We start from the raw sequence: 13706 nt of genomic DNA, 5'->3' as shown, positions 1-13706 counted from the left end.
CCGGGACACGGCCCGGCGCCGGCGGCCGAACCTAGGATGAGCGCATGTCGCTCCCGCACGCCATCCTCACCGCCCTGCTCGAGAAGCCGTCGTCCGGGCTGGAGCTGACCCGGCGGTTCGACAAGTCGATCGGGTACTTCTGGTCCGCGACGCACCAGCAGATCTACCGCGAGCTCGGCCGGCTGGAGGAGGCCGGGCTGATCCGGGCGCTGCCCAGCGAGGTACCGGTGCGCGGGCAGAAGAAGGAGTACGAGGTGCTGCCGGCCGGAAGCGCGGAGCTGGCCCGGTGGGTCGGCGAGAGCCAGGACCCGAAGGCGATCCGCGATCCGCTGCTGCTGCGGGTGCGGGCGGCCGGCGTCGTCGGCCCGCAGGGGCTGGCCGGGGAGCTGCGGCGGCATCTGGAGCTGCACCGGGGGCAGCTGGCGGAGTACGAGGCGATCGAGGCGAAGGACTTCCCGCCGGGGCGGGACTCCGACGAGGACCGGCTGCGCCGGCTCGTGCTGCGCGGCGGGATCGGCCTGGAGACGTTCTGGCTGCGCTGGCTGGAGGAGGCGCTGGCCGAGGTCGAGGACATGACGGGGCCGCCCGCGTGACGCGGCCCCGCCCCGCGTGCGCTACTTGTTCAGGGCGTTCCAGAACTCGTCGAAGCTCAGCAGGCCGTCGCCGTTCGCGTCCTTGGCGGCGATGACGGCGTCCGCGACGGCGCCGGTGACGTACGCGTCACCCATGGCCTTCATGGCCGCGCTGTACTCGTCGGCCGTGACGAAGCCGTCGCCGTCCGCGTCGAACTTGCCGAACGTCGCCCGCGCGCTCTCGATGTCCGCCACTGGGTCCACCCCTTCTCGGTGCTTGTTGACGGCTCAGGGTAGCGCCCTGCGCGGGCCGTCCTCACCCCGGGTCCCGTTCGGTCGGCAGAAAGAAATTCAATTACCCTTCCGGCAGCCGGAAGCGATAATTCCAGCCAACAAATCCGGCCGCCACTTGTCACGCTCCGGGATCACGGCATAACGTACCGGCATTGCCGCCACACCAGGAGCGCAGGGCTCCCAGGGACAAGCGGCATAAAGGGCGATCACAGGTGACGATCACAACTGACGCATCATTCGAAGTTCTGCCCTTCACCCGCACTTGCCGCCATATCTGGGAAGACGGCGACCATGTGCTCATCGGAGTGAGCCCCGGCAACAGCTACTTCAGCTCCGAGCGCATCAGCAGTCTTGCCCGATGGGCTGCGACCCGCTTCGCGCAGGTCGACTTCGTCTACGCGGACCTCCACGTGGACCGGATGTTCGCCGCCTTCGGCTACACCCCGGAGCACGCGGGCAAGCGGGCCGCGAAGGAGATCAAGGCAGTGCGGCGAAGGATCGTCAAAGGTGTCGAGGATTCAGGGTCCACGCACGCCGAGATACGCGTGAGGGCGCTTTCCGACTTCCAGTCGAACCCGGTGTACCAACTACTGCACCGGCGGGTCCTGCATTTCCTTGAGACGGATGACGGGTTTCGTAAGGGATGCGAGGAAATGGCCCTCCACTTCGTCGGATCGAAGTTGCCGGAAGGTGAATCCATCACAGACGCACAGTTGCAGGTCTGTTTCGATTACATGGCGGCGGAGCTGCCGTTCTTCGTGGACACCCCGAGCATTCTCGACGTGCCGTCCTCCGTGGCGGCCTACCACGTCAAGATGCCGATGACCGATCTCCTCTTCGCGCGCGGCGGGGGCCTGCGCGCGACCCGCAACCAGGCGTACGCCGTCGTGCGCCCGGAGCAGCACGCCACACCCGCGCACCACGCACCGACCGAAGGGACCGTCGATGAGCGTCGAGCAGCTTGAGGGCCCGCAGGCCGGAACGGGCGCGGGGGCCGGTGGGGCGCTCCTCGACTTCCCGCTGTCGCGGCGCGGAGACGTACTCCCCGAGGAGTGCGCCTGGCTGCGCGAGAAGGCACCGGTCGCCGCGGTCCGCACCCTGACAGGGGACCCGGCCTGGCTCGTCAGCAGCTACGCACTGGCCAAGCAGGTGCTGGAGGACGAACGGTTCAGCCTCAAGGACACCGCCAACGCCGGTGTGCCCCGCCAGTACGCGCTGACGATCCCGCCCGAGGTCGTCAACAACATGGGCAACATCAACAGCGCCGGGCTGCGCAACGCGGTGATGAAGGCCCTGAACCCGCGCCAGAAGGGCCTCCAGGACTGGTTGCGCGCCAAGGCCGGGGAGCTCATCGACCGGATCGTGGCAGAGGGCGGTCCGGCGGACCTCCGGGCGGGGTTCGCCGACCCCTTCTCGGCGGCGTTGCACTGTCGGGTACTGGGTGTTCCCTTCGAGGACCACCGCCGGCTGATGTCGGGGCTGGACGTCGCGTTCATGACCGCACGCGAGCCGTTCGCCGACTCCGCACTGAACTGGTACAAGGACGTCGGCTATTTCGTCGAGCAGCTGAACGTCCAGCTCGCGCTGCCGGCCGAGGAGCGTACGGGGCTCCTCGGCAGGTTCGCCGGGCTCAAGGAGGCCGACCCCGAGTCGGCGCACCTGAGTGACGACATGTTCGCGACGGTCGCCGTCTCCCTCTTCGGGGCGGGCGCGGTGTCCACCTCGGCGTTCCTGGTGCTCGCGGTCCTCGCGCTGCTCCAGCGCCCCGAGCTCATCGGGTACCTGCGGGCGCACCCCGAGCGGATGGCCGGCGCGGTGGAGGAACTGCTGCGCTGGAACCTGTCCGTGGGTGACGGCCTGCCGCGCATCGCCATGGCCGACGTACAGGTCGGGGACGTCCTGGTGAAGGAGGGCGAGCTGGTCCTCGTCCTGCTGGAGGGGGCCAACTTCGACCCGGCGGCCTTCGAGAACCCGGACGAACTGGACCTGGAGCGGGAGAGCGCGAACGCCCACCTGGCCTTCGGGGCCGGGCGGCACTTCTGCCCCGCGTCCGCGCTCGGCCGGGTGCACGCGCAGATCGCGCTGGAGGTGCTGGTGGAGCGGCTGCCGGAGCTGCGGCTCGCGGTGCCGGCGGAGAACCTCGTCTGGCGCACCGGCTTCATCAAGCGGCTTCCCGAGCGGCTTCCCGTCGCCTGGTGAGCCACCGCGCGTAGGGACGGGGGTGCCCCGGGAGCCGTGCGGGCTCCCGGGGCACCCCCGCCGCCGCCTACCGGAAGATGCCGGTGTGGCCGAGCGAGTAGCGGCCGGGCTGCGGGTAGACGGCGAGGCCGTGCGGGCCGGAGCCGACCGGGATCTTGGCCAGTTCCTCGCCCGTCTTCGTGTCGATCGCGTACACCTCGGAGTTGTAGCGGCCCGAAAGCCACAGCACCTTGCCGTCGGCGGACACCCCGCCCATGTCGGGGCTGCCGCCGTCCGGGAGCTCCCACTTCTTGGTGAGCTTGTTCGCCTTGAAGTCGAAGACGGAGATGCTGCCCTCGCCCCGGTTGGAGATGTACATCTCCTTCGAGTCGCGGCTGACGTACAGGCCGTGGCAGCCCTTACCGGTGGGCAGCAGCGTCGGCGCCCCGAACTTGTCGCCGCTGAGCACCCACATGCCGTGCGCCATCATGTCCGCGACGTAGAAGGTCTTCCCGTCCGGGGAGACCTTGACGTCCTGTGGCATGGCGCCTTCGAAGGGCAGCTTCTGCTGGCCGACGACCTCCATCTTCTCGGTGTCGACCTTGAGCAGCTCGCCGGAGAACTCGCAGCTGACGATGAAGTACCGGCCGTCCAGCGAGAAGTCCGCGTGGTTGACGCCGTAGCAGGTCACCGGGACCGTCTTCACCCGGTTCATGGTGTGCGGGTCACGGAAGACCAGCTCGCGGTCCATGGAGGCCATCACGACCGCGTACTTGCCGTTGGGCGTGAAGTACAGGTTGTACGGGTCGTGCACCTCCACCGGGTCACCGGCCTCGCCGGTGGCCGGGTTGATGGGGGTGAGCGTGTGACCGCGGTTGTTGTTGACCCACAGGGTCTTCATGTCCCAGGACGGCACCACGTGCTGGGGCTGGATGCCGACCGGGATGGTGTCGATGACCTTGTACGTCTTCGGGTCGATGACGGACACGGTGTTGGAGCCGGTGTTCGGTACGTAGACACGGGAAGGGAAGTTCTTGACGACCGGGGACAGCTGGTTCGGCCGGTCGGCCGCGTAGACGTCGTGGGGGTCGAGCACCGGCGGCATTCCGGCCAGTCCGGGCGGCGCCGCGGGTTCCGCCTTGACCGGCCGGGCGGGCCCCTTGGTGCCGAGCGCCTCCGTCGCGTTCTTTCCCCCGGCTCCGCACCCGGCCAGGGCCGCGAGAACCAGTCCGGCAAGGAGCACGGTGGCCTTCCGTGGAAGGCGATTCGTCGTCATGGGGTCAGCAGCTCCGTGGTGGTCACCGCGCGCAGTTGGCGACGCGCGAGTTCTTCGAGGAGGGGCGGCATCGCGTCGACCGTGTCCGCGTAGCCGAAGTGCAGGCTCACCACCGATCCGGCGTGGATCGTCCCGGTGACGTTGCGGATGACGGCCGCGGCGCCGGGCGAGGTGAAGTCGAGGGAGTCCACGTCGTACGAGAGGACGTGCGGGTAGCCGGCCCTCTGGGCGAGCTCCTGGACGAGGGGGGTCGCGTACTGGGTCTGCGAGGGGCGGAACCAGGTGCCGATCGAGCCGGTGAGGCGCCTGAGGCGTTGGGCGCATCCGGTGATCTCCGCGTAGGCCTCTTCCTCCGGCATGGAGTTGATGGCGAGGTGGCGCTGGGTGTGGTTGCCGAGCTCGTGCCCGCCGTCCAGGACCCGGCGGGCCATGTCGGGGTGCTCGTCGAGCCAGGTGCCGATCGCCAGTACGGTGACACGAGCGCCCGCGCGCTCGGCTTCGGCGAGGACCGCGCGCCCCGTCGCGGGGTCGCCGTTGCCGTGGAAGGTGAGGGCGATGCGGGGGCGGTCCCGGGAGCCGTGCCCGATCTCCACGGGCTGACCGGCGAACCGGCGCGGGCCCGGGGCGGCGGCCGCCGGGGCGGGTCCGGCGGCGGTGGGGGTGGCGGCGGCGGAGGCGGGCGCCTTGGGCGCCGTCGCGGTCCCACAGGCGGCGGTGAGGGCACCGGCGGCGACCGCGGCACCGGCGAGGAGGGCAGATCGACGGTCCGGGTAGCAGTGCACCCGCCCATTTAAGGTCCGTACGCCCCTTTACAGGCTGATTGACCCAGTTCGCCGTCTGCCCCAGGCAGGCCCCGGCGAGCGAGCCGTCCGCTACGTGATCAACGATTCACTCAGAGCGGTCGATACTTATTCATAGATTACGAGGCGAGTAGGTCACCTCACCTAGGATTTAGCTGTGAACTCTTAGGTTATACACACTTATGTCCGAGTTTGCGCTTTTGGCATTTGGTCGCTCGTCTGCCATAGTCGGAATCACGGCTTCCCTTTGACCCGAGCGAAGTCCCACGCCGAGGATCACACCCCCCCAGATCCTCGGCGCACCCCTGAAACCCCCGCGGCGCCCCCATCACACGGCGACAGGGGGTTTCCGGCGTTCCGACGGCTTCCGCGCGCCTCAGCGGTCCGCCACCCGCATCTCGAACCAGGTGATCTTGCCGCGCGGCAACAGGTCGGCGCCCCAGCGGTCGGACAGCTTGTCCACGAGGAAGAGACCCCGGCCCGTGGTGTCCATCTCGTGGACCGGCATCAGACAGGGCAGCCCCCGCGAGGGGTCGCGCACCTCGGCCCGGATCCACCCGCGGCGGCGCACCAGCCGTAAGCCGAACGACCGCGCCCCGGTGTGCCGCACGGCGTTGCCGACGAGTTCGGAGACCAGCAGGACGGTGTGCTCGGCGATCTGCGGCGACAGGCCCCACAGCCGGATCACCACGGACTGGGTCAGCCGGCGCGCCGTACCGGCCGATTCGGGCATGGACGGCAGCGTGACTTCCGCCTCGGCGGGGTTCCCGTACAACTCCAGGGCCCTGAGGCCCTGTTCCTCCTCAAGAGCCGCCGCGATCCGTACCGCCGAAGCGCTGCCGCGCTGCTGCCGCGGCTGTTCCACACCCTCCAGGCCCGCCATGCACCCATCATGGACGGCCGCACCGCCGCTCCGGGCCGTTCCGCGGGAAAACACCCCCCGGGTTCCACCGACTCCCAGGGGGCGTTCCGGCATATGCGGAAGGCAATCAGGGGGCCGCGCCACCGGTCCGACCTGGGGTGACACGGCGCACACCGGTGATCACGTGGAGTGGATCACCGGTTCGCCTTAAGGCCCCCTTAAGGCCCGGCTAATCCACCCCCAAGGAGGAACCGGCCGGGAACCGGTCACAACCGGCCGCGACTCAGAGGAACTTGGCCTTGCCGGGTCCCTCCTCCACGAAGCTGCGCATCCCGCGCTCGCGGTCCTCCGTTGCGAACAGACCGGCGAACCAGTTGCGTTCGATGGTGAGCCCGGTGTCGATGTCCGCCTCCAGCCCGGCGTCCACGCACTCCTTGGCGGCGCGCAGCGCGAGGGCCGGTCCCTGCGCGAGCTTCGCCGCCCAGGCGTGCGCCTGCTCGTACACCTCGGCGGCCGGCACGACCCGGTCAACGAGCCCCAGGGCGAGCGCCTCGTCGGCCTTGACCATGCGGCCGGTGAAGATGAGGTCCTTGGCCTTGGAGGGACCGATCAGCCGGGACAGCCGCTGGGTGCCGCCGGCGCCCGGGATCAGGCCGAGCAGGATCTCGGGCTGGCCGAGCTTGGCGTTGTCGGCCGCGATCCGGTAGTCGGCGCACAGCGCCAGCTCGCAACCGCCGCCGAGGGCGTAGCCGGTGACGGCCGCGACGACCGGCTTGGGGATCCGCGCGACGGCGGTGAAGGCGTCCTGGAGCCCGCGGGACCGGGCGACCATGGCCGCGTGGTCCATCGTCTGCATCTCCTTGATGTCCGCGCCGGCCGCGAACACCTTCTCGCCGCCGTAGAGGATCACCGCGCGGACGTCGGCGCGGTCGGTGGCCTCCGCCGCGAGCTCGCGCAGCCGGTCCTGGGTGGCGATGTCCAGGGCGTTCATGGGAGGGCGGTCCAGACGCAGGGTGCCGACGCCTTCGGAGACTTCGAGAGAGAGGGTCATACGGGGAAGGTTAGTGCCGGTTAACGCCGGGTGGCCCGGTGCTGTGGGTCACAGCACCGGGCCACCGATCACGTACGGGAGCGGACTACTTGATCCACTCCGACCAGTCCATGTTCCAGCCGTTGAGGCCGTTGTCCGGGGCGATCTGCTTGTCCTTGGAGTTCTTCACGACGACCACGTCGCCGATCAAGGACTCGTTGAAGAACCAGGCGGCGGGCTGGTCGTCGTCACCGGCGCCGCGCGCGTCCTTGAGGCCGACGCAGCCGTGGCTGACGTTCTCCGAGCCGAACGTGCTGCTGGAGGCCCAGTAGTTGCCGTGCACGAAGGTGCCGGAGTTCGACAGGCGCATGGCGTGCGGGACGTCGGAGATGTCGTACTCGCCGCCGAAGCCGACGGTGGCGCCGTTCATCCGGGTCACCTTGTACTTCTCGCTGATGACCATCTGCCCGTTGTACGTGGTGGTCGACGGGGCGCCCGCGGTGATCGGCAGGTTCTTGAGCACCTGGCCGTCGCGGACGACCTCCATCGTGTGCGCGCTCGCGTCGACCGTGGAGACCTGGGAGCGGCCGATGGTGAAGTGCACGGTACGGGTCTGCTTGCCGTAGACGCCCGGGCGGCCTTCGACCCCGTCGAGGGCGATCTTCACGGTGACCTTGGTGCCCGCGGCCCAGTACTTCTCGGGGCGGAAGTCGAGGCGGTCGTTGCCGAACCAGTGGCCCTCGACCGGCACGTTCGGCTCCGCCGTGACGGTGATGGCCTTCTCGACGGCCTCGGTGTTGGTGATGCCCCGGGTGAAGTTGATCGACACGGGCATGCCCACGCCGACGGTGTCCCCGTCCTCGGGCGCGTAGTGGCCGACGAAGGTGTTCGTCGGCGTGAGGGTGGTGAAGGTGGTGTCCTTGGCGGACTCCCGGCCCGCCTCGTCCTTGGCGACCACGTGCACCTTGTATTCGGTGGCGGCGGCCAGGTTGCGCGCGGGCTCCCAGCTGGCCCCGTCGGCGCCCATCTTGCCGTCGACCGCGTTGCCCTTGGTGTCGGCGACCGTCACCGTGGTGAGCTTGCCGCCGGTGCTGGATATCTTGAGGACGCCGCTCGTGGCGACCTCCTTGGAGCCGTCGTCGGGCTTGACGTTGACCACGGCCTTGGACGCTTCGGTGCCGGTCTTGCCACCGCCCTTGCCGCCGGCGTTGTCACCGGCGCCGCCCCCGCTGTCTCCGCCGCCGCTGCACGCGCTGGTGAACAGCAGGGCCGCTCCCAGCAGAAGGGCCGGCAGGCCGGTGCGGACGCGGCCGCGAATCGGCTGCAGGTTCACTCTTGTTCTCCCCATGTCCCCCGCGCGGACAGTCGCGCGCTTGTCGACAGGAAATCACATGGGGAGATCACGTGAAGGCACGGTCTTGTCACCGTTCCGTCCCAACTGGAGTGCGGGCCGTGTCCTCCCGCGCCCGTTCCGCACCCCTGCCGTCACCTGGCCCTCAGCCGGTGGCGGAGCCGGCGGTCCAGTCGGCCCAGGAGAGGTTCCAGCCGCCCAGGCCGTTGTCCGGCGCCACCGTCTTGTCCTGCGAGTTGACGACCTCGACCACGTCCCCGACCAGCGAGCGGTCGAAGAACCAGCCCGCCGGGGTGTCGGAGCCGCCGCCCTTGTCGTCGCGCAGGCCCACGCAGCCGTGGCTGGTGTTGAGGGTGCCGAAGGTGTCGGGGCTGGCCCAGTAGTTGCCGTGCAGGAAGGTGCCCGAGGTGGTGAGCCGCATGGCGTGCGGGACGTCGGGGATGTCGTACTCGCCCCCGAAGCCGACGGTCTGACCGTTCATGCGGGTCACGTCGAACATCTCCATCACCACCATCTTCCCGTTGTAGGTGGTGTTCTTGGGTGCGCCCGCGGTGATGGGCAGCGTCTGCAACAGCTGTCCCTCACGGCGGACCTCCATGGTGTGCGCGGCCGCGTCCACGGTGGAGACCTGCGAACGGCCGACCTTGAAGGTGACCGTCTTGTCCTGGATGCCGTACGCGCCGGGCGCGCCCTCGACGTCGCGGAGGTTCATCCGGATGGTGACCTCGGTGCCGGGCTTCCAGTACTCCCTGGGCCGGAAGTCGAGGCGGTCGGCGCCGAACCAGTGGCCGACGACCTTCACGGCGGGTACGGAGGTGACGGTGATGGCCCGTTCCACGGCGGCGCGCTGCTTGATGGAGCGGTTGAACCGGAAGGAGATGATCATGCCGGTGCCCACGGTGGAGCGGTTCTCGGGCCGGAAGTAGCCGATGAACCGCTCCTCGGGCACGTAGGTGGTGAAGGTGGTGTGCCGGGCCTGACGGCGGTCGTGTCCGTCGACGGCCACCACGTCGACGGTGTACTTGGCCGCGAGCGCGAGCCGTCCGGCCGCCGGGTCGGGGCTCCAGCTGAGCCCGTCTTCGGCGATGTCCCCCGGGACCCGCTCCTCCTGGGCGTCCTCGACCTTGGTGACCACCACCCGCTCCAGCCGCCCCTCGGCGACCTTGACGGTCAGCGGGCCGTCGGCGGGCACCCCCTTGGCGTTGTCCTCGGGGGTGATCCGGATGGCCTCGTCCGGCGACCGGGGTTTTCCGGGCAGCTGGATCTCGACCGGTGAGCGGCCGTCCTTGGTACAGCCGCTCAGACCGCCCAGCAGGGCCGCCCACACCGCGACGGCCGCCAAGCCCGCCGCTGCCCGCCTCGTCAGAAGAGTCACGCCCTTCCAACGACCGGCCCCCTCGGGGGGAAACGTGGGCGCGGCCGACGTTCCGGGCCGGGCAGTTCGGGCAGAACAGTGTGAAGGACCAGACGGGGGCGGGCCCGGGCCGGGACGCCGGGGCCGCACTCCCCTGCCCCCGCAGGTACCGAGAGCCGTGGAGGCGGGCAGTGTCGAGCGCAGCCGAGCAAGAGGCGGTGGAAACCGTCGCCGGAGAGGTACGGGTCAACGGGAGCGTGCCCGCGCCGCCCGTCGACGGGCGGCCGGACGGACATCCGCTGGACCGGCCGAACGGGCTGGTCGACGGCGTCGACGGCGCCCCTGGCCTCAACGGTGTCAACGGGCAGGCCGCCGGCCGGCCGGCGGGTCGGACCGCACGGGTGCCGGCGCCCCCGGGGCCGCCGGTGTGGCCGGGCTCCTCGCACCCGCTGGGTGCCCGCTACCGGTCGGGCCCGGAGGGCGTCGCGGGCACCAACTTCGCGCTGTGGGCGCCGGGCGCGGAGGCGGTGGAGCTCTGCCTGTTCGACGGTCAGGGCGCCCAGACGCGCTGTTCCCTGACGGAACTCACCCACGAGATCTGGCACGGCTTCGTCCCCGGCGTGCGGCCCGGGCAGCGTTACGGGTTCCGGGTGCACGGCCGCTGGGACCCCTGGACGGGCGCCCGCCACAATCCGGCGAAGCTGCTCCTGGACCCCTACGCGCGGGCCGTGGACGCACGCCCGGGCAACGACTACGGGGCGCTGCCGCCGGAGGTGTACGGCCACGTGCGGGACTGGCCGCAGCAGTACATCGCCGACACCGTGCGCGACGACCGCGACTCGGCCCCGCACGTCCCCAAGGGCGTCGTGGTCCACGATGACGACGACTGGGCGGACGACGTCCGGCCGAAGACGCCGTGGGCCGATTCGGTGATCTACGAGCTGCACGTGCGCGGGTTCACGATGCGCCACCCGCGTGTTCCCGAGCAGCTGCGCGGCACCTACGCGGGGCTCGCCCATCCCGCGGCGATCGAGCACCTGACCCGCCTCGGGGTGACGGCGGTGGAGCTGCTGCCGGTGCACCAGTTCGCGCACGAGGACCACTTGCTGCGCCGCGGGATGCGCAACTACTGGGGCTACAACTCGATCGGCTACTTCGCCCCGCACGCCGCGTACTCCTCCAGCGGCACGGCCGGTCAGCAGGTCGGCGAGTTCAAGCGGATGGTGCGGGCGCTGCACGCGGCCGGGATCGAGGTCATCCTCGACGTGGTCTACAACCACACGGCGGAGGCGGGCGAGCTGGGGCCGACCCTGTCCCTGCGCGGGATCGACAACAGGGGCTACTACCGGCTCCAGAACGACCAGCGCCGGTACGCGGACTACACGGGCTGTGGCAACACCCTGCACGCGGGGCGGCCGAACGTGCTGCGGCTGATCACCGACTCACTGCGCTACTGGGTGACGGAGATGGGGGTCGACGGCTTCCGCTTCGACCTGGCGGCGGCCCTGGCCCGCTCCATGCACGACGTGGACATGCTGTCGCCGTTCCTCGCGGTGATCGCCCAGGACCCGGTGCTGCGGCGGGTCAAGCTGATCGCGGAGCCGTGGGACGTGGGCTCGGGCGGCTACCAGGTGGGCGCGTTCCCGCCCCTGTGGACGGAGTGGAACGACCGCTACCGGGACGCCGTCCGGGACTTCTGGCGCGGCGCTCTGCCCGACGTACGCGATCTGGGGTACCGGCTGTCGGGGTCGAGCGACCTCTACGCGTGGGGCGGCCGGCGCCCGTACGCCTCGGTGAACTTCGTGACCGCGCACGACGGTTTCACGCTGCGGGACCTGGTGTCGTACGAGCGCAAGCACAACGAGGCCAACGGGGAGGACGGCCGGGACGGCACCAACGACAACCGGTCGTGGAACTGCGGGGCGGAGGGCGAGACGGACGACCCCCGGATCGGGGCGCTGCGCCGGCGGCAGCTGCGCAACCTGCTCACCACGCTGCTGCTGTCGACGGGGGTGCCGATGCTGGTCGCGGGCGACGAGTTCGGCCGGACACAGGGCGGCAACAACAACGCGTACTGCCAGGACAACGCGACGAGCTGGCTGGATTGGTCGCTGCTGGAGGACCCGTCCTGGCGCGAGCTGTTCGCGCTGACCACCCGGCTGACGGCGCTGCGCCGGGAGCATCCGGTGCTGCGCAGGCGGGCGTTCTTCTCGGGGCGCGCCCAGGACGCGGACGGCCTGCGCGACCTGGCCTGGTTCACCCCGGCGGGCACGGAGATGACCGAGCGGGACTGGTACGCGCCCGCCGCGGCGCTGGGCCTGTACCTGTCGGGCCGGGACATCCCGGGCCGCGACGAGTGCGGGCGGCAGGTGAGCGACGACAGCTTCCTGGCGTTGCTCCACGCCGGGGACCGGCCGGTGGAGTGGATGCTGCCGGGCGCGCCGTGGGCGGCGGCGTACGAGCTGGTGCTCGACACCTCGCGGGAGGAGCAGGCGGCGCCGCCCGGCACCCGCCACCGGGGCGGCGAGCGGCTGACGGTCCCGGCGCGGGCGGTGCTGCTGCTGCGGGTGGCGGCCTGAGCGCGGGGTCACGCGCCTCTCCTTACCGCCGCTTCAAGACGTAAGGGCGCATCCGGAGCCGAAAGCCCGGTGCGCCCTGCGATGATGTGCCCTTCGTACACACACGCGTCGCACACACGTGCGCACTGCGAAGGGGGCTTGCGTCGATGCCGAGAGTCGGGACCGCGCTGCGGGAGCTGCGCGGGGCGCAGAAGTCGGCGAAGGGGGTGTCGCTCTACTCGCGGTTCGTGAACCGGCCCGCCGGGCGGTACCTGGCCGCCGGTTCGTACGCGCTCGGGCTCACCCCGAACCAGGTGACGCTGATCAGCGCCGCGTTCAGCTTCGCCGCCGTGGCGGCGGTCGCGCTGGCCGCGCCCTCGTGGGGGCTGGGGGTCGCGGTGTGGGCCGCGCTCGCGGTGGGCTTCGCCTTCGACTCGGCGGACGGACAGCTGGCCCGGCTGCGCGGGGGCGGCAGCCCTTCGGGCGAGTGGCTCGACCACGTCGTGGACTGCGCGAAGCTGACCGCGCTCCACACCTGTGTGCTGATCGCCTTCTACCGCTTCCCCGACGCGTACGGGATCGCGGGGGACGGGGCGCCGTCCGGCGGCTGGCTCCTGGTGCCGCTCGGCTTCCAGTTCGCGGCCGTCGTCACCTTCTTCGGCGGGCTGCTCACCGAGAAGCTGGGGCCCCGGCCGGCGCCGGGGAGCCCCGCCGCCGCCCCGTCGACGCTGCGGGCGGTGGCGTTGCTGCCCGTGGATTACGGGGTGTTCTGCCTGGTGTTCCTGCTGCTCGGCGGCGGGCTGTTCCGCTGGGCGTACGCGGCCCTGGGCGCGGTCGCCGCGCTGTTCCTGCTGGCGTTCTCCGCGAAGTGGTTCCGGGAGCTCAGCGCAGTTCAGCGGTGAGGGGCTCCGGGAGCGGCTGCGACAGCGCGTCCAGCGCCCGGCGCAGCTGGGTGCTGGAGGTGTGCACCGTGTAGGGGAAGTAGACGACGTCGACCCCGTGCGCGGCGAAGTCCTTCTCCAGCCGGTCGCCCTTGGGGGTGCCGCGCCAGTCGTCGCCCTTGAAGATGACGTCGAAGCGGACCTGCTTCCAGGTCTCCACCTTGTCCGGGACCGTCTCGACGAAGGCGGCGTCGACGTACTTGACGCTGCGGACGATCTCCAGCCGTTCGACGAGCGGGATCATCGGCCGGCGGCCCTTGGCGAGCTCGGCCATCTCGTCGGAGACCACCCCGGCCACCAGGTAGTCGCACTGACTGCGGGCGTGCCGCAGGATGTTGAGATGCCCGATATGGAACAGATCGTAGGCGCCGGGCGCGTAGCCGACGCGGTACGGCCTGTGCCCGGACGCGCCGAGGTCGGACATGTCCTGCTCCGTCATTTCCTACCCCCCAGAAGCCACACCCCCCGGTGTGGCGGATTAGCAGACAAT

General features: G+C 70.6%; 13 protein-coding genes. 5 read left to right on the top strand and 8 right to left on the bottom strand.

The annotated features are described in order from the left end of the window. Nucleotides 1–44: 44 nt before the first annotated feature. On the top strand, nt 45–593 hold the full coding sequence (locus IE207_RS09180; RefSeq protein WP_190183508.1) for a PadR family transcriptional regulator: 549 nt from the start codon (nt 45–47) through the stop codon (nt 591–593). A gap of 21 nt (nt 594–614) precedes the next feature. Here the strand turns inward: IE207_RS09180 and IE207_RS09175 are convergent, their stop codons facing one another. Then, nucleotides 615–827 (bottom strand): EF-hand domain-containing protein, encoded by a 213-nt coding sequence (locus tag IE207_RS09175; RefSeq protein WP_190183507.1) that lies wholly within the window; start codon nt 825–827, stop codon nt 615–617. Nucleotides 828–1078: 251 nt separating this feature from the next. On the opposite strand from IE207_RS09175, the gene IE207_RS09170 reads away from it, so the two are divergent. Together IE207_RS09170 and IE207_RS09165 are read left to right on the top strand one after the other, a co-directional pair. Beyond that, complete coding sequence (locus IE207_RS09170; RefSeq protein WP_190183506.1) at nt 1079–1831, top strand: tRNA-dependent cyclodipeptide synthase; 753 nt, start codon at nt 1079–1081, stop codon at nt 1829–1831. Then, on the top strand, nt 1812–3065 hold the full coding sequence (locus IE207_RS09165) for a cytochrome P450 (protein WP_190183505.1): 1254 nt from the start codon (nt 1812–1814) through the stop codon (nt 3063–3065). The genes IE207_RS09170 and IE207_RS09165 overlap by 20 nt, the downstream gene beginning before the upstream one ends. A 67-nt stretch (nt 3066–3132) precedes the next feature. On the opposite strand, the gene IE207_RS09160 is transcribed toward IE207_RS09165, so the two are convergent. From IE207_RS09160 to IE207_RS09135, 6 genes are all read right to left on the bottom strand, one after another. Then, the gene (locus IE207_RS09160; RefSeq protein WP_190183504.1) at nt 3133–4320 is read right to left on the bottom strand and encodes a YncE family protein; all 1188 of its coding nucleotides are present in this window, start codon (nt 4318–4320) and stop codon (nt 3133–3135) included. After that, nucleotides 4317–5102 carry a polysaccharide deacetylase family protein gene (locus IE207_RS09155; RefSeq protein ID WP_190183503.1) on the bottom strand — a complete coding sequence of 262 codons (786 nt, stop codon included), beginning with the start codon at nt 5100–5102 and terminating at the stop codon, nt 4317–4319. The genes IE207_RS09160 and IE207_RS09155 overlap by 4 nt, the downstream gene beginning before the upstream one ends. 394 nt (nt 5103–5496) lie before the next feature. Beyond that, nucleotides 5497–6003, bottom strand: a complete 507-nt coding sequence (locus tag IE207_RS09150; protein WP_190183502.1) for an ATP-binding protein — start codon at nt 6001–6003, stop codon at nt 5497–5499. Between the two features lie 262 nt (nt 6004–6265). Next, on the bottom strand, nt 6266–7033 hold the full coding sequence (locus tag IE207_RS09145) for an enoyl-CoA hydratase/isomerase family protein (protein ID WP_136214504.1): 768 nt from the start codon (nt 7031–7033) through the stop codon (nt 6266–6268). A gap of 85 nt (nt 7034–7118) precedes the next feature. Beyond that, on the bottom strand, nt 7119–8345 hold the full coding sequence (locus tag IE207_RS09140; RefSeq protein ID WP_373304683.1) for a L,D-transpeptidase: 1227 nt from the start codon (nt 8343–8345) through the stop codon (nt 7119–7121). Between the two features lie 163 nt (nt 8346–8508). Next, on the bottom strand, nt 8509–9729 hold the full coding sequence (locus tag IE207_RS09135) for a L,D-transpeptidase (protein ID WP_190183649.1): 1221 nt from the start codon (nt 9727–9729) through the stop codon (nt 8509–8511). A gap of 389 nt (nt 9730–10118) precedes the next feature. Between IE207_RS09135 and glgX the strand changes: the two genes are divergently transcribed. Then, nucleotides 10119–12296: a glycogen debranching protein GlgX gene (gene glgX / locus IE207_RS09130; RefSeq protein ID WP_229873547.1), complete on the top strand. Its 2178-nt coding sequence runs from the start codon at nt 10119–10121 to the stop codon at nt 12294–12296. Nucleotides 12297–12442: 146 nt separating this feature from the next. Continuing rightward, nucleotides 12443–13177: a CDP-alcohol phosphatidyltransferase family protein gene (locus IE207_RS09125; RefSeq protein WP_190183499.1), complete on the top strand. Its 735-nt coding sequence runs from the start codon at nt 12443–12445 to the stop codon at nt 13175–13177. Here IE207_RS09125 and IE207_RS09120 read toward each other — a convergent pair. Beyond that, nucleotides 13158–13655 (bottom strand): FAD synthase family protein, encoded by a 498-nt coding sequence (locus IE207_RS09120; protein ID WP_229873490.1) that lies wholly within the window; start codon nt 13653–13655, stop codon nt 13158–13160. The two genes, IE207_RS09125 and IE207_RS09120, sit on opposite strands and share 20 nt — an antisense overlap. Nucleotides 13656–13706: the final 51 nt, after the last annotated feature.

Origin of the sequence: Streptomyces cirratus, assembly GCF_014650775.1 — a bacterium.
Lineage (GTDB): Bacteria > Actinomycetota > Actinomycetes > Streptomycetales > Streptomycetaceae > Streptomyces > Streptomyces cirratus.
Note: the sequence above shows the minus strand (reverse complement) of the source record. Positions and strands in the feature narration are given on the sequence as shown.